The sequence below is a fragment of the Rhodocytophaga aerolata genome (assembly GCF_030503435.1).
GTDB classification, from domain to species: domain Bacteria; phylum Bacteroidota; class Bacteroidia; order Cytophagales; family 172606-1; genus Rhodocytophaga; species Rhodocytophaga aerolata.
Genome location: NZ_JAUKPO010000016.1, coordinates 67,734 through 87,029, shown reverse-complemented (window position 1 = coordinate 87,029; position 19,296 = coordinate 67,734). Strand labels below are relative to the sequence as shown.

General features: G+C 42.4%; 15 protein-coding genes. 11 read left to right on the top strand and 4 right to left on the bottom strand.

Annotated features, from left to right (window positions below; genetic code table 11):
• Window positions 1-15: 15 nt before the first annotated feature.
• The 4 genes from Q0590_RS22720 to Q0590_RS22705 all read left to right on the top strand — a co-directional run bounded on the left by Q0590_RS22720 (window position 16) and on the right by Q0590_RS22705 (window position 4,283).
• Window positions 16-1,143 carry an FAD:protein FMN transferase gene (locus Q0590_RS22720; protein ID WP_302039908.1) on the top strand — a complete coding sequence of 376 codons (1,128 nt, stop codon included), beginning with the start codon at window positions 16-18 and terminating at the stop codon, window positions 1,141-1,143.
• Between the two features lie 217 nt (window positions 1,144-1,360).
• The gene (locus tag Q0590_RS22715) at window positions 1,361-2,230 is read left to right on the top strand and encodes an SMP-30/gluconolactonase/LRE family protein (protein WP_302039907.1); all 870 of its coding nucleotides are present in this window, start codon (window positions 1,361-1,363) and stop codon (window positions 2,228-2,230) included.
• A gap of 33 nt (window positions 2,231-2,263) precedes the next feature.
• Complete coding sequence (locus tag Q0590_RS22710) at window positions 2,264-3,676, top strand: PQQ-dependent sugar dehydrogenase (protein WP_302039906.1); 1,413 nt, start codon at window positions 2,264-2,266, stop codon at window positions 3,674-3,676.
• 73 nt (window positions 3,677-3,749) lie between these two features.
• Window positions 3,750-4,283 (top strand): GNAT family N-acetyltransferase, encoded by a 534-nt coding sequence (locus tag Q0590_RS22705; protein ID WP_302039905.1) that lies wholly within the window; start codon window positions 3,750-3,752, stop codon window positions 4,281-4,283.
• A gap of 15 nt (window positions 4,284-4,298) precedes the next feature.
• On the opposite strand, the gene blaOXA is transcribed toward Q0590_RS22705, so the two are convergent.
• From blaOXA to Q0590_RS22690, 3 genes are all read right to left on the bottom strand, one after another.
• Entirely contained in the window at window positions 4,299-5,048 is a 750-nt protein-coding gene (blaOXA, locus tag Q0590_RS22700) for a class D beta-lactamase (RefSeq protein ID WP_302039904.1), read from the bottom strand.
• A gap of 219 nt (window positions 5,049-5,267) precedes the next feature.
• Window positions 5,268-5,957 carry an ABC transporter ATP-binding protein gene (locus tag Q0590_RS22695; RefSeq protein ID WP_302039903.1) on the bottom strand — a complete coding sequence of 230 codons (690 nt, stop codon included), beginning with the start codon at window positions 5,955-5,957 and terminating at the stop codon, window positions 5,268-5,270.
• A gap of 204 nt (window positions 5,958-6,161) precedes the next feature.
• Entirely contained in the window at window positions 6,162-7,421 is a 1,260-nt protein-coding gene (locus Q0590_RS22690; protein WP_302039902.1) for an efflux RND transporter periplasmic adaptor subunit, read from the bottom strand.
• Between the two features lie 303 nt (window positions 7,422-7,724).
• Between Q0590_RS22690 and Q0590_RS22685 the strand changes: the two genes are divergently transcribed.
• Both Q0590_RS22685 and Q0590_RS22680 read left to right on the top strand, forming a co-directional pair.
• Window positions 7,725-9,110 (top strand): sigma-54-dependent transcriptional regulator, encoded by a 1,386-nt coding sequence (locus tag Q0590_RS22685; RefSeq protein WP_302039901.1) that lies wholly within the window; start codon window positions 7,725-7,727, stop codon window positions 9,108-9,110.
• The gene (locus tag Q0590_RS22680) at window positions 9,100-10,476 is read left to right on the top strand and encodes a sensor histidine kinase (protein WP_302039900.1); all 1,377 of its coding nucleotides are present in this window, start codon (window positions 9,100-9,102) and stop codon (window positions 10,474-10,476) included. Before Q0590_RS22685 ends, Q0590_RS22680 begins: the two co-directional genes overlap by 11 nt.
• A 597-nt stretch (window positions 10,477-11,073) precedes the next feature.
• On the opposite strand, the gene Q0590_RS22675 is transcribed toward Q0590_RS22680, so the two are convergent.
• Entirely contained in the window at window positions 11,074-11,550 is a 477-nt protein-coding gene (locus Q0590_RS22675) for a hypothetical protein (protein ID WP_302039899.1), read from the bottom strand.
• A 267-nt stretch (window positions 11,551-11,817) separates the two neighbouring features.
• Here Q0590_RS22675 and Q0590_RS22670 point away from each other — a divergent pair, with 267 nt between their 5' ends.
• The 5 genes from Q0590_RS22670 (at window position 11,818) to Q0590_RS22650 (ending at window position 19,263) form a co-directional block, all read left to right on the top strand.
• The gene (locus Q0590_RS22670; protein ID WP_302039898.1) at window positions 11,818-15,657 is read left to right on the top strand and encodes an ExeM/NucH family extracellular endonuclease; all 3,840 of its coding nucleotides are present in this window, start codon (window positions 11,818-11,820) and stop codon (window positions 15,655-15,657) included.
• 117 nt (window positions 15,658-15,774) lie between these two features.
• Entirely contained in the window at window positions 15,775-16,401 is a 627-nt protein-coding gene (locus tag Q0590_RS22665) for a thioredoxin family protein (protein ID WP_302039897.1), read from the top strand.
• A gap of 36 nt (window positions 16,402-16,437) precedes the next feature.
• Window positions 16,438-17,124, top strand: coding sequence for an oxidoreductase (locus Q0590_RS22660; RefSeq protein ID WP_302039896.1), 687 nt, complete (start codon window positions 16,438-16,440; stop codon window positions 17,122-17,124).
• Window positions 17,125-17,507: 383 nt separating this feature from the next.
• Window positions 17,508-18,146: an ATP-binding cassette domain-containing protein gene (locus Q0590_RS22655; protein WP_302039895.1), complete on the top strand. Its 639-nt coding sequence runs from the start codon at window positions 17,508-17,510 to the stop codon at window positions 18,144-18,146.
• Window positions 18,136-19,263, top strand: coding sequence for a hypothetical protein (locus Q0590_RS22650; RefSeq protein WP_302039894.1), 1,128 nt, complete (start codon window positions 18,136-18,138; stop codon window positions 19,261-19,263). The genes Q0590_RS22655 and Q0590_RS22650 overlap by 11 nt, the downstream gene beginning before the upstream one ends.
• Window positions 19,264-19,296 lie beyond the last annotated feature (33 nt).

Sequence of the window (19,296 nt, the reverse complement as noted above, 5' to 3'; positions counted from 1 at the left end):
AAGCTTAATTTTGCCTTGAATTTAGAAAAAATCTACTATTTATTTAAATTATACCTGGAGATTGTGGAAAGTTTAGAACCGGAAAGAAATAAAATTACACAGCAACAAATAGACAAAGCGATTCAATTTCTAAACTCAGGCAGGCTTTACCTGATTTGTCTATTATCTTTCATTTTTCTATCGGCTAAGGTCCCTGCATCTGCACAAGCTATTGACTCGCTTCACCGGTACCAGTTTCTGCACAAACAAATGGGCACGCTGTTCCGGATTGTGCTGCATGCACCTGACAGCACTCAGGCAAACCAGGCAGCCAGTAGTGCTTTTCAGCGGGTTGATCAGTTGAATGATATTCTAAGTGATTATAAGGCAGCTAGTGAATTGAACCAACTTTCTGCTACAGCCGGAACGGGGCAAAAAGTACAGGTAAGCCCAGACTTGTGGTATATTTTAACAAAATCGACTGAAGCATCTAAACTCAGTAACGGCGTTTTTGATATTACCGCAGGACCATACAGCAAACTTTGGCGGCGTTCCAGACGGCAAGGAGAACTACCCTCCCAGGAGGCGCTGGCAAAAGCAAAAAAATCAGTAGGGTATCAGCATATAAGGTTTTTTCCGCATGAGAAAGCCATCGAACTCACCATGCCAGGGATGCAACTGGATTTGGGTGCTATTGGCAAAGGGTATGCCGTTGACGAGGCCATGAAAGTACTCACACAGCACGGAATTTCTTCAGCTTTGGTAGATGGAGGCGGCAATATTGCCGTTCGTGCAGCTCCTCCCGGGCAACAAGGATGGCAGGTGGAAATAGGCTCTCTACCAGAAAACAAAGCTCCAGCATCAGCTATGCAGCAGGTAAGCTTAACGCATGCCGGAATGGCCTCTTCGGGTGATCTATATCAGTTCGTAGAAATAGCCGGTAAGCGGTATTCACATATTATTGATCCGCAAACCGGACTAGGCCTTACTCACCAGGTAATGGTTACCGTTATTGCTGCCGATGGCACCACAGCTGATTTGTTGTCGACTACCATAAGTATTGTAGGCCTGAAGAAAGGCAAGAAGCTGCTAAAAAAATATAAAGCCAAAGCCTGCTATGTCCAATACCCGGATGGAAATATGGAAAAGTGGGAAGCTAACTAGGTTGAACCATGGGTTGAGATTGAAGAATTTTCAAGCGTTGTTCCCAGGTAGTTTGTTTTCCGGTTTATCCTCTCTCCCCTATACAAGCGATCTGGTATTGATTTACATTGTTTAATCTGTGAATTCGTGGTCTGGCGCTTGCATTTTTTATAAAAGATGTGTTGCTTTAGCAGTATTTACATAAGACTATTTTTTTACCTAAACCCTGAATATATTTATGAAAACTCAATTTTTCGCCAGTGCGCTGCTACTTAGCTGTTTATTCACCAATGCCACTCTTCCGCCAACCTCTTATCAAGGCAAGGCTACGCTGACAAAAAAATGGGAAACGGAAGCTGTATTAAATGTGCCTGAATCTGTCTTGTATGACCAGAAACAAAATGTACTCTATGTCTCCAACATTGTGGGCAAACCCGGAGACAAAGACGGTAATGGGTTTATTTCCAAAGTATCCCTGAACGGCAAAGTAGAAAACCTGGAGTGGGTAAAAGGCCTGGATGCTCCCAAAGGGATGGGTGTATACAACAACAAATTATACATTGCAGACCTTACGAAAGTACTTGTTGTTAACACGGCCAACGGAGCAGTACTAAAAACCATTGATGTACCCGGAGCTTCTTTCCTTAATGATGTTACCGTAGATAGCAAAGGGGTGGTGTACGTTTCCGACTCCGATACCAAGAAAATATTCCGGGTTCAAAACGACAAAGTTGAACTTTGGATGGAAAACAAAGATTTAAAAAAACCAAATGGCCTGCTGGCTATGGGCAACGATTTGGCTATGCTGGACATGGATGCGGATGGTGCATTTTATAAAATCAGTACTAAGGACAAAAAAATGACAAAGTTCGCCGAAGGCGTCAGCAGTGGCGATGGTGTGGTAATGGTCGGAAAAGACGAATATCTGGTTTCTAACTGGAATGGCGAAGTATCGTACATCAACAGCAAAGGCGAAAAACAAGTGTTACTGGATACCAAAGAACAAAAAGTAAATGCCGCCGATATTGAATACATAGCCTCTCAGAATTTGCTGCTGGTGCCTACGTTTTTTGATAACAAAGTAATGGCCTACGAATTTAAAAAGTAGCCAGGGGCAATGAGTAAATTAAACCCATAAATCATGAAAAAACCTGTGTTATTGATCAGCCAACGTATTGCGAAAGTCAGCTTCAGGTATTTGCCTGGTATTGCCTTTGCCGTATGTAGTTTATTAAGCAGTTGTGATAGCTCCTCCACCCAGCAAAAAGATCAATCATCCGAAAAAACCACAGCCGGGCTACAAGCAGACCCAGGCAATGGGGATATTCAACTGCCCACTGATTTTGGTGCTATTGTCGTAGCCGATACTCTGGGACGTGCACGCCATATGGTTGTGCGGGATAATGGCGATATCTATGTATCTCTCCGGGAACCCAAAGGAGGCGGCTCTATTGTGGCTCTTCGCGATACCGATAATGATGGGAAAGCCAATCAGATAGAACGGTTCGGGCAATATCCTGGTACTGGTATAGACATCCGGAACGGGTATTTATATTTCGCCCCAGACTCTGCCGTGTTCCGCTATAAATTAAATGGCAATGACTTGAAGCCTTCCGAGACGTTTGAAACCATTGTTTCAGGGCTTACTTCTGAACGGCAACACGCTGCCAAATCCATTGCCTTTGATGGGCAAGGAAATCTGTATGTGAATATTGGGGCTCCTTCCAATGCCTGTCAGGAGCCAGACCGCCAGCCCGGTGTGAAGGGTCAAGACCCCTGCCCTATTCTGGAGTATGCTGGTGGTATCTGGCGTTTTAAAGTCGACCAGCCAAACCAGACACAGAAAGATGGCCAGCGGTATGCTACTGGTATCCGCAATGCCGTAGCTATTGACTGGAACAAGAATGGGAATAATTTGTATGCCCTGCAACATGGCCGCGATATGCTGAACCCCTTCTGGCCTACCTTGTATACGGAGGAACAAAGCGTAGAGCTTCCTTCTGAAGAATTTATGCTGGTAAAAGAAGGTTCTAATTTCGGATGGCCTTATTGCTATAATGATCATCAGCAGAACAAAAAAGTGCTGAATCCTGAATATGGCGGCGACGGCAAGAAAATAGACCGTTGCGAAGGCATGGATAAACCTATTATGGCCTTTCCAGGGCACTGGGCACCTAACGATGTATTGTTTTATACTGGTGATATGTTTCCTGACAAATATAAAAACGGGGCTTTCATTGCTTTCCATGGTTCCTGGAACCGGGCTCCGCGGCCACAGGCAGGCTATCTGGTGGCTTTCGTGCCCTTCAATGGCGACAAACCTTCCGGCGATTACGAAATTTTTGCCCAGGGTTTTACAGGCACTGATACGTTAAGAAGCCCTGATAACGCTAAATACAGGCCCATGGGCTTGGCACAAGGTCCGGATGGCTCGCTCTATATTGCCGACTCCCAGAAAGGACGTATCTGGCGGGTAATTTATAATGGAAGCGGAAACAATACAGCTATGTATACTAAGCAAACAAGTGAGAAAATAGCTGTAGCTAGTAAGTAACCATTTATTTAAGCAAAACACCTCCTAGAGTTTCAAACTCTAGGAGGTGTTTTGTTATTACCGCAGTAAACCTATGTTTCCTACCCTACAAACACCCCGATTTGCCCTCCGGCAAATTGTGGACACGGATAAAGAAAAAGTATTTGAGGGCTTATCTGACCCACAGGTTATTCAATATTATGGTGTTTCCTATCAATCGTTGCAAGAAGTTCAACGGCAGCTGGATTGGTATGATAGTTTGTTAATGAAACAAACCGGAATATGGTGGGGTATTTGTTCTCTAACTAATCAGCAAACTCTTATTGGAGCCTGTGGATTTAATGATTGGAAGAAAGAACACAAACGCACCGAAATGGGCTATTGGCTTTTACCCCACTACTGGCACTCTGGTGTTATGTCTGAATGTATTCCAGTTATTATTGATTATGCGTTCACCCAATTACAGATACACCGGATTGAGGCAATTGTTGAGACAGAGAACCATCGCAGCTGCCGTCTTCTAGAGAAGTTGCATTTCAATTTTGAAGGAACACACAAAGAATGTGAGATCAAAAACGGCCAGTATATTGATTTACGCTATTATGCTTTACTGAATCCTAGGAATTGACTGCATCAACTAATATTAAGGTAGAATATTCAAATCCGTTAACACCTTCTTCGTAATTTCCTTTCGGCAATCCATAAAGTTTTCGTTTGTGATCTCTATTGGCTTTTGCACCCTGGTAGCGAAAAAATATACATTGTCTTTTTTTTCTACGTAACCTACCCACCAGCCAATATCCTGTGCTTCTACTTTCCCCCATCCGGTTTTTGCCCGCAATTCATAGGTAGCATTCTCGGGCACCTCTTGCAGCATGATGCGCTTCACTATCTCATACGACCGCTTGGAGAAAGGTAATTTTTCCTCATAGAAACTCTTTAAAAACTCTACCTGGTTTTTTGGTGAAATAGCCAGGCTGCCATCCAGCCAGAAGCGGTCAATAGCTGAAGTGAGTTTCTGGTTGCCGTAGGTACATTTTTTCAGGTAAGCCGCATATTTATCTTTGCCAATCTGCCGGGCTAATTCCTGATAAAACCAAACTGTGGAGTTTTTGTAGGCATTTTTCATATCCGTGTCTGCATTCCAGGGGCTTATGTCCCGCTGTACTCCGTCCCATTTCATCACTTCATTTTCATCTTTAATTACGCCTTCTTCCAGGGCAATTAAGGAATTTATTATTTTAAAGGTAGAGGCTGGCACTGTAGCCCTGCTTGCATCTTTTTCATCACTGTAGGTCCACTTATTATTTTTTAAATCGTAGATCGTGATACTGCCTGGCAGGTTACAATTTTTGAAGTGCTTTTGCAGGTCTGTTTGGGCATGAGCCTGCATGAAGTAACATAAGGCAACAGGTAAAAGTATCTTTCTTAGGTTCACAGGAATAAGGAAAAATGTTAATTTTTTAAACAGAAAAGCTAATAAATCAGCCGGGAGGGTTCATAGGCTCTCCAGCATAATTTATTAGCTTCCAAAATAGGGAATTAACTGATTTGTTTTAATAGGTAATTAAAAGTTTGAAAAAAGATTTTAGTCTAGCGTAGTCCTGTTACGTTACACGGCAAACTGTTCGTTGATATTTTCCATCACTACCTGTCCGTCCAGTAAGCGGATAATGCGGTGGGCGTAGGCCGCATCGTGGTTGGAGTGGGTAACAATTATCACTGTAGCTCCGGCATCGTTCAGTTCAGTCAGCAACTGCATTACTTCGTTTCCATTGCTGGAGTCCAGGTTACCGGTCGGCTCATCCGCCAATATCAATTTCGGATTGTTAATAACGGCTCTGGCTACCGCTACCCGTTGCTGCTGACCACCGGAGAGTTGCTGTGGAAAGTGGTTCCGGCGGTGCATCATTTGCATTTTCTCCAGCACCGTTTCAACTTTTTTCTTGCGTTCAGAAGCAGGCACTTTCAGATATAACAAGGGAAGTTCCACGTTTTCATACACTGTTAACTCATCTATCAGGTTGAAACTCTGGAATACGAAACCTATATTTTGTTTGCGCAAATTGGCCCGTTTCCTTTCATTAAAGCCGGCTATTTCCTGTCCCAGAAACTTGTAACTACCTGAATCGGGGTTATCCAGTAGCCCAAGTATATTCAATAAAGTAGATTTTCCGCAGCCGGAGGGTCCCATAATGGCTACGAATTCTCCATCTTTAATTTCTATGGATACTTTGTTTAACGCTACTGTTTCTACCTCTTCGGTCCGGTAGGTTTTTTCTAAATTTTCAATTTGTATCATGGCAGGAAAAGTTAATGATTATGGACGAATGACTGTATTTAATTTGAGAATATGATAATTAGGAAATATAAAAATGATCTGTTTAGGTTGTTGATTTGATTTTTAATCAGTTACTTTTAAATTGCGTAAAGCGTATTATGGTTAAATTAGAAGGTCAGGCTGTTAAAATGTAAATTTTCAAATCTTCACATTTACAAATTTACATTACTCACTATTCTTTATCCGCAACTCATCTTTATCTCCATAGTTTTCATAGCTCGAAGTAACTACTTTATCACCGGGTTGCAGGCCTTCCATTACCTCATAATATTCCGGGTTCTGGCGGCCTAGGCGAATATCTACTTTGGTAGCACTTTCACCTGCTTCATTCAGTTTGTATATCCAGTTACCACCGGTTTGTTGGTAGAAACCACCTCTAGGTAATAATACAGCCTGTGTCTGGTCGCTTAAAGCAAGGCGGATTTGCAGTGTTTGTCCGCGGCGGATGCCATTGGGAACTTCTCCGGTAAATTCCATATCTACCTGGAAACGTCCATCCGTTACTTGTGTATAGATTTTTTTGATGCTCAGTTCATAGTCTTTTCCAGCAAAGGTGAACATTCCTTTCAGGCCGGCAAATATTCTGGAAATGTAGTGTTCATCAATATCAGCCCGTACTTTAAAGCCACTCAGTACGTCCAGTTGGCCCAGGCGCTGCCCACGGGTTTTAGATTCTCCAATTTCTGCATTCAAAGAAGTTAATTGGCCGGCTACTGGTGCTTTTACGGTCAGGTCATCGGCTTTTTTGCGCATCAGATTCAGGGCAACCTGGGTACGGTCAACGGATTCCTGCATTTGTCTGAGCCGCTGTTTGGTGGAAACTGAATCGTTTCGCAGGGTTTGTTCGGTAAGTTTCTTGCGGCGAACCTGAAAGTCATACATATTTTTACTGGACTTGTATTCCTGCTCGGCAATTACTTTTTCATCAAACAACTTTTTATTCATCGTATACAGTCTTTCTGCTTCGGCCAGGGCATTGTCTACTTCAGCCAGCTGGTTTAGTTGCCGGATACTGTTCTGCTCGGCTTCGCTGCGTAAACGTTGCATGTTGGTAATAAGATCAAATACGGCAGTTTCGCGATTGGCCAGGTCCAGTTCCAGATCGGTATTTGCTAGTTTCATAATAGGCTGATCTTTCTCTAGCATGGCTCCGTCTTCTACAAACAAGTCTTCTACTCTTCCTCCTTCAATGGCATCCAGGTAAATGGTTTTAATGGGCATTACTACTCCGTTAATCGGAATAAACTCCTGAAAGCTTCCTTTCCTGATCTCACTGATAGTTATTTTCTGCTCATCTACATTTAGCTTGGAATTTCCGTTGGTGGAGAAGTAACTTGCCAGAATTAAGGTAACTAATAACGCCACACCCACATACGTCATGATCTTTTTTGGCGGCCACTTCTTTTTTTCAATTACTCTGTCCATGTTTTTAAGATAAATTTTTTATATATTATAAGCAACGGTTTGTTATTTTTTGCATCTAAGTAGCAATCGGTATTGCTTGTATTCACTCAATCAGCTGATAACCCTATACCAAAAAAATATGCCTAATTATAAGATGCTGATTATCAGTACAAAAAATCTTAATTACATATAGTAGTGTACGGTTATGATACAATATCTGTTCGGTTTCGGACAATTTTCGATTGACGGCAGATTTTGTATATTTGTTAGAATACAGAAAATTATAAACTTGTATAATCTTCTAACTTAAGGAATCTCTCCTGTATGATATCCAAAAACGCCAAAGTATTAGTTGTTGATGATGATAATGATGTGCTGGTAGCCGTAAAAATGCTGCTAAAGCCCGAAGTAAAAGAAGTAGTTACTGAAAAAAATCCGGAAAGAATCTTAAGCATTTTGTCAAAAGATAAGTTTGATGTGATTCTGCTGGATATGAACTACAAAAGTGCCTTAAACACCGGTAATGAGGGATTTTTCTGGTTGAAAAAGATACTGGAAAAAGACAAAGAGGCTGTAGTAATTATGATCACCGCCTATGGCGATGTGGAGCTGGCCGTCCGTTCATTGAAAGAGGGAGCTACGGACTTTATTCTGAAGCCCTGGCGCAACGATAAAATGCTGGCCACCATTGCTGACGCTTACCAGAAAAGCCAGAATAAATCCAAAAAACAAGTTTCTGTAGAGGTAAAAGAAAATCATGCGCCTGCTCCCAAAGAAGGGTTCTCTTTCTCTGAACTGATCGGCAATTCGGAAGTGATGATGGACGTACGCAAAAAGATTGAGAAAGTAGCCCCGACAGATGCCAATGTACTTATTTTAGGAGAAAACGGAACCGGCAAAGAACTCATTGCCAGAGCTTTGCACAAGTTTTCTTTACGGGCCGATAAACCATTTGTCAGCGTAGATCTGGGTTCGTTAACCGATACCTTGTTTGAAAGCGAATTATTCGGACATAAAAAAGGAGCCTATACCGATGCCAAGGAAGACCGCGTTGGCCGCATTGAAACTGCCTCGGGGGGTACTTTGTTCCTGGATGAAATCGGGAATATTGCCATGCCGCATCAGGCAAAATTATTAACTGTACTTCAAAACCGGCAGGTTACCCGGCTGGGTACCAACAAACCCGTAGATATAGACATCCGCCTGATTTGCGCTACCAATATGCCTATTTATGAAATGGCTACGCAAAATAAGTTCAGGAAAGACTTAATTTACCGGGTAAATACCGTAGAAATAACCCTGCCACCACTGCGCCAGCGGGGCGATGATATTATTGTATTGGCCGAACACTTTGCCGGAATTTATGCCAAAAAGTATAATAAACCGGTTCCGCAGTTTGAAGAAGCAACTATAAAAAAATTAAAGCAATATTCCTGGCACGGAAATGTAAGGGAATTACAACATGCGGTGGAACGTGCCGTAATTATGGCTGAGCGGAGTGTATTGCGCCCCGATGATTTTGTGTTTACCCATTTTGAAGCTACCCCGGAAGTGGTATCTGCCGGGGATGCTTTACGCCTGGATGAAATGGAAAAAAACACCATTCTCCGGGTGATCGAAAAACACCAGGGCAATATTACCAAAGCAGCCAGAGAATTAGGCATTACCCGTACCGCCTTGTACAGACGTTTGGAAAAACATGACATTTAACAGATTTAACGCAGGCGTAATTATTCGTGTACTGCTGCTTTTTGGCACGTTGCTGCTGCTGGTGTACTGCATTTTTGAGCTAAAAAATAATTACATTATTGGCTCCCTGGGCGTTTTTACAGCCCTGCTGCTGGTAGAGCTAGTAAATTTTGTAAGCAAAACCAATAATGAACTGGCCAAATTTATCATGGCCGTAAAATACACCGACTTTTCCTATCACTTTAACGAACGGGAAGCTCCTCAATCTTTCAAGGAACTCCGCCATGCCTTTAATGAAGTGCATGATACGTTCCGGCAACTGCGGTTTGAGAAGGAAACCCATCATCAGTATTTGCAAACCATTATAGAGTTTATAGATACCGGAATTCTTTCTTTTGATACGACCGGTGAAGTAGAGATGATGAACCAGTCGTTTAAGAAGATGCTGAATGTGCCGTATTTGAAGAACATAAAAACCCTCCAGAAGAAAAATGAAACCTTATATCAGGCCATTACCACCCTCAAAGTAGGCGAACAGAAACTACTCCGGCTGGATATAAATCAGAATACGTTAAAGTTAATGCTCTCTGCCACTACCTTTAAGGCTCATGGCAAAAAGTTTATGTTAATTGCTTTCCAGAACGTAAGCTCTGCCTTGGAAGAAAATGAAACAGCCACCTGGCAAAAACTGCTCCGCGTAATGACCCATGAGATCATGAATTCGGTGGCTCCTATTGCTTCGCTGTCCGATACCCTGGTGAAGCGGCTTCATCAGTCAGAAGACCTGATTATGGTAGATACGGCCGGTGATATGGTAGATGGCGATGCTGTACGGGATGTATTTGAAGATGTAGCTTTAGGCGTAGAAGTAATTCACAAGCGTAGCGAAGGCCTGCTGAAATTTGCTGAAACGTACCGCAACATGAGTAAAATCTCCGACCCGGTACTAAGTGATGTTACGGCGAAGGAATTGTTTGAAACCATTCAGAAATTGATGCAGACGGATCTGGAGAAGAAAAATATAGAATTGAAAATATCGGTTGTTCCTCCGCACCTGCTATTACAGGTAGATGCCCGCCTGATAGAGCAAGTATTAATTAACCTGGTATTAAATGCTGCTGAAGCTGTAAAAAACCGCGAAAAACCTGTTGTTAAGTTAGTAGGGAAACTAGGTGAAAATGGCCGCCCGATTCTGGAAGTAATAGATAATGGGATTGGTATTCCTCCTTCGCTGGCAGAAAATATTTTTATTCCCTTCTTTACTACCAACAAAAATGGCTCTGGTATTGGGCTGAGTTTGTCTAAACAGATCATGCAATTGCACAAAGGCAGTATTCAAATGCAATCGGTAGAAAATGAGGGCACGGTTTTCAGCCTGCGGTTTTAGAGAAGATTTATAAATATATGTATCATTTTTGGGTAAAATATTATTAAGCTGTATAAGTGAGAATTAAAAATGAAAGGATAAAGCCCCTTACTCAAACAGATATTGAAGAATTGAAATTCTGTCTTGCTACAGATCTAAGTAGTTTAGAAGCAGCCAGGCGAATTCTTTTCTTAACTTTATTTTTTGCTCTTCTTCTAACAGGCTTCCCTATAAAAGGATGGGCAACTATGAGTTGGGATGATTATGTAATCAAATTTTTTATTTTATCAATACCTCCTACTCTGTACTGTTGTGGATAAATAGACCTATTTACCAGATAATGGTCCAAACTAAATCAGATTTGGCATTTATGCATAAGTGGACTTTCATTACCACTATTGAGCAGAAAAATATAGATAAAAAAAACAATTGGTTAAACTGATCACTTCTAATCAGGAAGAGTTTACTATTGCGATAGCTGATCATGAAAAATATGTAGTTGGAGATCAAGTATATGTGGAACTAGCACCTTCATCTAAACTTCCTCTTAAAATAGAAAGTTTGAAAAACCAGCAGCTAACCACATACATTATGTAGTAGAATTAAGTAAGTCCCCTATTACACATCAGCTGTTAAAATTTCCTGGCTGGCATAAAAATGCAGGCTATTTTCCGGACCTTCTTTCAGAAACTTTATTACCCGGCTAATTGGCAGAATAAATGTATTATCTGCTGTCACCAACACGGCTGAAGTTCCCATGGTCTGAAAGTAGTTATCCTGTATATCAGCTTTCTGGTACGGAAAAAACTCTTCCCAATTCTTCCATTGATAGGCTTTCTCAGAATGCCTGCGGATTACTTCCCCCACATAAAATCCAATGGCCCAGATGGTATTTTCAATCTGTTTTTCTTCCAGTTCGTCGTAGAAGGCAAACACCGATAACAAATAACTATCTATATAATAAAGGCTGTCCTGACTGAAATCAAACCACTCCGGGTGCAATTTATGTTCAAATGCCAGACCGCCAGTTACACGTCTTTTACCTAACAGTGCATCTATAAATAGTGGTTTGTAAGTTAATACATGTTGACTCATAGTTACATAGGATTATGTTCAATACTACTTTCTGCCTGTCTTGATTTGCCTTTCAAAGAGCATGCATATGGAAATAAATGTATATACGTATATGTTGATTTTTCAGCCAACTTGCTTAGGTAAGTCCTGTTATCCGGTATGCCTGCAGCACAACAGAGCACAAGATCATCTGAAAATAACAGAATAATGACAAACAATTAACATACCCATTGTCTTACATTTATCTGTTCGGATTACCTTTACAACTCATCAACCTAAACCATACCTATGAATCAACATTTACGCAAAGTTACTCTTCTGGCCGTGATGAGTTTCTTTCTGCTGGCAGCCAGTGCCGGAAATCTCTGGAGCCAGTCTTCTGGTTTGTTCTTCTCCGAATACATAGAAGGCAGTAGTAACAATAAAGCCCTGGAAATTTATAACGGCACAGGCGAAGCAGTAAACCTGTCAACGGATGGATATGTAGTTCAAATGTACTTTAATGGCAGTGCAACACCCGGATTAAGTATTGCTTTGTCTGGAACAGTAGTAGCTAAGGATGTATTTGTACTTGCACAGGCTACTGCCAATTCAACGATTCTAGCCCAGGCAGACCAAACCAATGGAGCCGGATGGTTTAATGGAGACGACGCCATTGTGCTTCGCAAAGGTGGCCCTACAGGAACAATTATAGATGTAATTGGTCAGGTTGGGACGGACCCTGGCACTGAATGGGGCAGCGGCCTTACATCCACAGCTGATAACACCCTTCGCCGGAAATCTTTTGTATTAACTGGAGAAAATAACCCTGCCGATGCGTTTGATCCTTCAGTTGAATGGGATGGATTAGCTACCGATACTTTTGATGGATTGGGTACACATACTGTCGACTGTTTTACCAATGAACTCTTTTTTTCTGAATACATAGAAGGTAGCAGCAACAACAAAGCTTTAGAAATTTATAATGGCACGAGCAATACTATTGATTTAGCCGCATCCGGGTATAATGTGCAGATGTATTTTAACGGAGCTACCTCTGCCGGACTAACTATTAACTTAACCGGTAGTGTAGCCAAAGGAGACGTATTTATACTTGCGCAAGCCGGAGCCAATGCGGCTATTTTAGCCCAGGCAGATCAAACCAATGGGGCCGGATGGTTCAACGGAGATGATGTGGTAGTTTTGCGAAAAGGTACTACAATTATTGATAGAATAGGTCAGATAGGCTTTGACCCTGGCACTGAATGGGGTAGCGGCCTTACTTCTACAGCTGATAATACCCTTCGCCGGAAAAAAACCGTAGTTTCCGGAGATGCAGATGGCAGCAATGTCTTTGATCCTACTGTAGAATGGGAAGGCTTAGCTATTGATATAGTTGATGGCTTAGGAACGCATGAAGCAGATTGCCAGAATAGTGGCATACGGTTGCCAGTACTTTCGATAAGTGATGTAACCAAACAAGAAGGCAACAGTGGCAGTACTGATTTCACTTTTACTATATCTTTATCGCCGGCTGCTACTTCGCCTGTCAGCTTTAGCATAGCTACTGCTGATGGTACCGCACTAGCCAACAGTGATTACCAAGCTCAGTCCTTAACAGGTGTATCTATAGCTGCTGGCGCTACAACGTACTCATTCACGGTAGAAGTAAACGGAGATACAGAAGCCGAGCAGGATGAAACGTTTGCTGTGGCTATTACAGATGTTCAGGGAGCCACCCCTGGTAACCTTTCGGGCACAGCCACCCTTTTGAATGATGATGCCACACCCATTACCCCAATCTATACCATTCAGGGAAGCGGACTAGCAAGCCCATTAGTTGGGCAAACGGTAACAACTACTGGTATAGTAACCGGAGATTACCAAGGAAGTACCGGCCTGAATGGATTTTATATTCAGGATATTTCCGGGGATGGTGACTTAGCTACGTCTGATGGTATTTTTGTCTTCAGCAATACAACCGCAACTGAAGGTCAGGTAGTACAAGTAACCGGACCAGTACGGGAAGTGTTTAACCAGACGCAGATCGGTAACACCGGGGATAATGTAAGTATTGCTATTCAAGATGGAACGGCCAGCATCACCCCTGTAACAATTGCTTTACCAGTATTTGCTACTACTGATCTGGAACGATATGAGGGAATGCTGGTGCAATTCCAGCAGACACTGACCGTTACAGAAAACTTTAATCTGGCCCGTTTTGGTGAAGTGCTTTTGTCTGCCAAGCCAGAATATCCCTTTGAAACCGATGGACGTTTGTTCAACCCAACTAACTTTATTGACCCCACCGACATCCCTGCAGCCGGCACAGAAAATGATCAGGACAACAAAGCGGCTATTGTTAGTCAGCAAACCGCTAATGCTTTGCATACTATTCTACTTGACGATGGCAGCAACACGCAGAATCCCACCACAGTACCTTATTTATCAGATGAAAACACCTTACGTGTTGGCAGTCAGGTAAGTGAATTGACTGGTATTTTAGGTTTTGGGTTTAATGTGTACCGTATTCAGCCAACGCAGGCACCTCAATTCAATTATGCTGCCCGCCCCATACAGGCTCCTTCAACCGGAAATGCCAACGTAACAGTAGCTAGTTTTAATGTGCTCAACTATTTTAATGGAGATGGGCAGGGAGGCGGATTCCCTACCTCCCGAGGCGCTACAACCCCTGAAGAATTTAACCGCCAGCGTGCTAAAATCATTGCTGCCCTGCAAGGACTCAATGCCGATATTGTGGGACTTATTGAATTGGAAAATGATGGAGATGGCCCTACCTCTGCCATTGCTGACCTGGTAAATGGCTTAAATGAACAACTGAGCGCAGGCACCTACGACTATATTCGTGATCCGGTAAATGGCGGCACAGGCACTGATCAGATTAAAGTTGCTTTCATCTACAAACCTGGCATTGTAACGCCACTCGGGGCAGCACTTGCAGACCCTACTCCAGTACACAACCGTCCACCTTTGGCTCAGACGTTTAAGCTGAACACCAATGGAGAGGTGCTAACGGCAATTATTAACCATTTTAAATCCAAAAGTGGCACCGGCACCGGACTTAATGCAGACCAGGGCGATGGACAAGGCAACTTTAATCAAGACCGGATTGAACAAGCGCAGGCGCTAGTAAATTTTATTAATACAACGGTAATTCCAACAGCAAAAGATCCGGATGTGTTACTAATGGGCGACCTGAATGCGTATTTTGAAGAAGATCCCATAGACGTTTTGCGGGCAGCTGGCTATCTTAGTTTGTTTGGCCCGGAAAGTTATTCCTACTTGTTCGACGGCCAGTCCGGTTCACTGGACCATGCCCTGGTTTCTCCAAGCCTGTATGAACAGTTTACTGGTGGTGGCAAATGGCACATCAATGCAGACGAGCCTCGGGCATTAGATTATAATACTGAGTTTAACCCAGATTATTTATACCAGCCGAACCCTTTCCGTTCTTCAGACCATGATCCGGTACTAACTGGATTTAGCTTACAGAATCCGGTGGTGGGTTTTACAGAGCCTGCTTCGGCCACTATTGACGAACGGGATGGAAAATACCCTATTACGCTTACGCTATCTAAACCTAAACTACAGGAGGAAACGATCACAGTTTCTATCTCTACCAAGGCCAGATACGGATTACATGGGAAAGGCGATTACATAATCAGTCCGGATGGATCTGCAGGAAAAATCACCCTGGTAGTTCCGGCAGGTGCAACCACTGTGTCATTTGAGGTAATTCCAGATAAGAACGCCGTTAAAAAGAAATCCCCGCAAACACTTACCTTCACTATTAGTGAAACCAGCAAGGGATTAGCTATCGATGCAAGCCATGCTACATTTGCGTTGACCATTACGGATAATTTATTGAGCGACTTGAAAGAAAAGTTGCTGTCTCTCTGGCCAAACCCTACCAATGGTTTAATACATATTGTAACTGAATTTCAACAGCAAACCATGGAGGCAACACTTCGCTCGCCGGAAGGTAACGTTATTTATAGTGGCCAGGGTAATGCACTGGAGCTAAGCCGGCAGATGAGCCAGGTCTTGCAAAGCCGCCGGGGTGGGCTCTACCATATTCAACTTATAGTAGAAGGGGAAGTATTTACCACACGGATACTCAAGTTCTAGAACTGATCTATTCTTCTCTTCGCAAAAGTCCCGGCACCCAAATCCGGGACTTTTGTTTAGCATCATTCACTAACATTTTAGCAAGAGTTTTAGTTAAAGTGTGTAAACCAGAAAACTATGGAAAACCCATCGGTTATCACCCAAAAAAAGCTGGATGCTGCCCATACTTACGCAGAATACCGTACCATGCTCGATGAACTCCTGGCACGTAACCAGACAACCGGACCCAAGCAAACACCCGAACTAGTGCAATACACTAAGTTAAACATACAACGCATGCACCGGTGGGATAAAACCGCTGTGCTGAACGAGCATCTGGTTGAAACACTCAAAGGGGTACAAGCTAAATGGATATGGCTGATTTTAACGGAAGGCTGGTGTGGCGATGCTGCCCAGACTATTCCGGTACTTGTTAAAATGGCTGCCGTAAATGACAACATTTCTGTAAAACTCCTGCTCCGCGATGAAAACCCAGAACTAATGAACCAGTATCTGACTAACGGGGCACGTTCTATCCCTAAACTTATTTGCCTGCAAGCTGGTAAGTTAACGGAAATAGGTACCTGGGGTCCACGCCCGGCCGTGTTACAAGCCATGGTGATGGAATACAAGAAAAACCCACAAATCCCCTATAGTCAGTTTACAGAAACGGTCCATGCCTGGTATGCCAAAGACAAAGCGCAGCAGCTACAACAGGAATTTGAAGCCTTGCTAGTAAAATGGTCACAAAAAATGTATGTTTAACGCATAGAAACAAACGGATAATCCACCTTTTTACGCATGGCAACATCTCAATCGTTGATACCTGATAGCAGGAAAGCACTTGTACTAGGAGCAACCGGGCTCATTGGCAGCCACCTGCTTGAGTTACTTTTGCAGGATAAGGTATATTCCACCGTGCGAATTTTCGTCAGGAAACCCATTCAACTGCAACATGCCAAGCTAGAGCAAATAACAGTAGATTATGACAAGTTGCAGCAACATATTAATGCTTTTAAGGTCGATGACATATTCTGCTGCCTGGGCACTACCATTAAAAAAGCCGGTTCGCAGGAAGCCTTTTATAAGGTAGATGCCACCTATCCCTATGAAGCCGCCAGGTTAGGCCGCCAGCAAGGGGCACAGCAATACCTGCTAGTAACTTCTATGGGTGCCAATAAAGATTCCAGCATTTTTTACAACCGGGTGAAGGGAGAAGTAGAAGACCTGATTACTGGCTTGCAATTCCCCTCGTTTCATATTTTTCATCCTTCGCTTTTATTAGGCGAACGCAATGAAAGCCGCACGGGAGAGGCTATTGCCCAAAAGGTGATGCCGGCGTTTAGTGCCTTAATGATAGGCGGCCTCAAAAAATACAAGCCCATTGAAGGCTATAAAGTTGCTAAAGCAATGTTAGTTATTGCCAAGCAAGCCCTGCCTGGCAAACATATTCATGCATCAGATACCTTACAGGAATTAGGCAAATAACTACGGCAGGTATGTGCATAGTCTTTTACTCTATACATTCTATGTCTGAAAGGCAGTTTTTAACAGATTCAACAACTTTTTTTATACCACTACTTTCAACTTTGTTTAAGATTCTCTGGCCAGAAATCCGTAGCAAGCCTACTACTTGATTACTGTTTTCTTCAGGCAAAAAGTTTACCTATACCTGATTCACCAAGTTTTTACTAATTCAGGCTTTATTGCTTGTTACATAAGCAGGCAGCAATGTATTAACCTGCATAATGCAATAGTTTAACAAAAAATTGAAAAAGGGCCTCTCATCTTGAGAGGCTTTTTTTATTGCACATTGGTATATTTTTGTAATTTCTCCTACTTTACAGGGAACGGGCTTCTGACCAACATGCATGTTAACTATTGAGAACTACACTAAACATTATAATGGCGTATTAGCCTTACAAATACCTCAACTGGCTTTGCCCAAAGGAATTTTCTGGATAAAAGGCCAGAATGGCTCAGGAAAAACCACCTTGTTTAAATCTATTGCAGGCTTGCTTCCCTACGAAGGCAGCATTCAACTGGAGCAAGGCTTTAGTGGAAAAACGCAGCCACAAGCCTACCGCATGTTAATTAATTTCGGGGAAGCCGAGCCAGTGTTTCCGGATTTTCTAACAGCCAAAGATCTGGTCAATTTTATAGCCATAACAAAAAAAGCCTCTCCAGCACAAAAAGAAAAGTTAATTAATACACTTGGCATAACGGATTTCTACCATAAACCCTGTGGCACTTATTCGTCAGGCATGCTCAAAAAACTTTCTCTGGCACTGGCTTTTTTAGGGAATCCCGCCCTCATCATCCTGGACGAACCCCTTATTACCCTTGACGATCAGACGGTACAAAAAGTATATACGCTTATAAATGAATACTATGCTTCCGGAGTAGGCTTTTTGCTTTCTTCCCATCAGAATTTTGGCTTTAGTTCCTTAGCTATTCAGGCCACCTATGTTGTATCGCAGCAAACCATCCATTTGCAGCATGAGCTATAGAAGTATTTACAAAGTGCTTATCCGGACGGTTTGCGTAGAGTACTACCGCCTGAATGCTGGCTTCTTTTTTGTCATCATTGCGTTTGCCTTCGGTTTGCTTCGTCCTATTGAGCACATTGCTATAGCTACCTACCTGGTTCATTCCCACTTTTTGATGGCACTTGTGTTTGGGTTATGGACTGTATATACACTTAAAACTATTCAATTCACCTTGCGGACATTCGCACAGGAAGAAAATCTGTTTCTGCATAATATTTACCTGTTACCAACAGCTGTAAAGTTTTCAGGAATGCTTTTGGTCCAATTCATTTTATATGAGCCTATTGTGCTCTATTCTGCTTTTATGGGATATTATGCCATACATTTCGGGCAATTAAGTTCTTTGCTACTACTGGGTATTTTCAATCTGGTAACAATTAGTGGCGCAGCTGCTTATTATGTATACCGGCTGCCATACATGACTGCTGAAAAAAAACAGAACCGGCTGAGCACTTATCTGGATCAACATTTTACCAAGCCCTATTTTACTTTTTTTCTCTATCAGGTACTTCAAAAGCAACGTTCGTTGTATTTCCTCACAAAGTTGTTCAGCTTGTTCTTACTTACCGGTACAGTAAAACTTTACACATATGAAAATTTTTCTCCAGTATTGTTGGCTCTGGGAGGATTAATGGCCTTCAGCACCAATGCTATCCTTTGCTTTCACTTTAACCGGTTTGAACAGCTGGATGTTTTAATTTTCAAAAATCTCCCTTTGTCTTTATACAAGCGTTTTTTCAATAATACAGTAACGTATTTGGGCTTACTTGTTCCAGAGATACTATTGCTGATGCGCCATCTCGCCGGAGATATAGACGTATGGCTGGGATTGCAACTGGTATTTTTCGGATTGAGTCTTCAACTGATCTTTCATGGCTATGTGTTGTTCCGCCAGTTAGATCTGGAGAAGTTCATCCGGCATGTGTTCTTTCTGGTTATTTTTTATTTTGTAAGTCTACTCTTCCGGATTCCTATCCTTTTATTATTTGCTGTAAATGGTGTAACAGCCTTTTTTATCTATCAGAAATATTTTTATCAGGCTGAGGTAATTATTTTAAAAGATAGTCCGGAAGAATAATTCAGACTGTTTATGGAATAGGCCCATTGTCGT

What these genes read in the sequence shown, in the direction of transcription:
- Q0590_RS22710 (WP_302039906.1), top strand. Translation starts at nt 2,264, where the DNA reads ATGAAAAAACCTGTGTTATTGATCAGCCAACGTATTGCGAAAGTCAGC.
- Q0590_RS22655 (WP_302039895.1), top strand. Translation starts at nt 17,508, where the DNA reads ATGTTAACTATTGAGAACTACACTAAACATTATAATGGCGTATTAGCC.
- Q0590_RS22650 (WP_302039894.1), top strand. Translation starts at nt 18,136, where the DNA reads ATGAGCTATAGAAGTATTTACAAAGTGCTTATCCGGACGGTTTGCGTA.
- Q0590_RS22665 (WP_302039897.1), top strand. Translation starts at nt 15,775, where the DNA reads ATGGAAAACCCATCGGTTATCACCCAAAAAAAGCTGGATGCTGCCCAT.
- Q0590_RS22680 (WP_302039900.1), top strand. Translation starts at nt 9,100, where the DNA reads ATGACATTTAACAGATTTAACGCAGGCGTAATTATTCGTGTACTGCTG.
- Q0590_RS22705 (WP_302039905.1), top strand. Translation starts at nt 3,750, where the DNA reads ATGTTTCCTACCCTACAAACACCCCGATTTGCCCTCCGGCAAATTGTG.
- Q0590_RS22695 (WP_302039903.1), bottom strand. Translation starts at nt 5,957, where the DNA reads ATGATACAAATTGAAAATTTAGAAAAAACCTACCGGACCGAAGAGGTA.
- Q0590_RS22675 (WP_302039899.1), bottom strand. Translation starts at nt 11,550, where the DNA reads ATGAGTCAACATGTATTAACTTACAAACCACTATTTATAGATGCACTG.
- Q0590_RS22690 (WP_302039902.1), bottom strand. Translation starts at nt 7,421, where the DNA reads ATGGACAGAGTAATTGAAAAAAAGAAGTGGCCGCCAAAAAAGATCATG.
- Q0590_RS22660 (WP_302039896.1), top strand. Translation starts at nt 16,438, where the DNA reads ATGGCAACATCTCAATCGTTGATACCTGATAGCAGGAAAGCACTTGTA.
- Q0590_RS22715 (WP_302039907.1), top strand. Translation starts at nt 1,361, where the DNA reads ATGAAAACTCAATTTTTCGCCAGTGCGCTGCTACTTAGCTGTTTATTC.
- blaOXA (WP_302039904.1), bottom strand. Translation starts at nt 5,048, where the DNA reads ATGCAGGCTCATGCCCAAACAGACCTGCAAAAGCACTTCAAAAATTGT.
- Q0590_RS22670 (WP_302039898.1), top strand. Translation starts at nt 11,818, where the DNA reads ATGAATCAACATTTACGCAAAGTTACTCTTCTGGCCGTGATGAGTTTC.
- Q0590_RS22685 (WP_302039901.1), top strand. Translation starts at nt 7,725, where the DNA reads ATGATATCCAAAAACGCCAAAGTATTAGTTGTTGATGATGATAATGAT.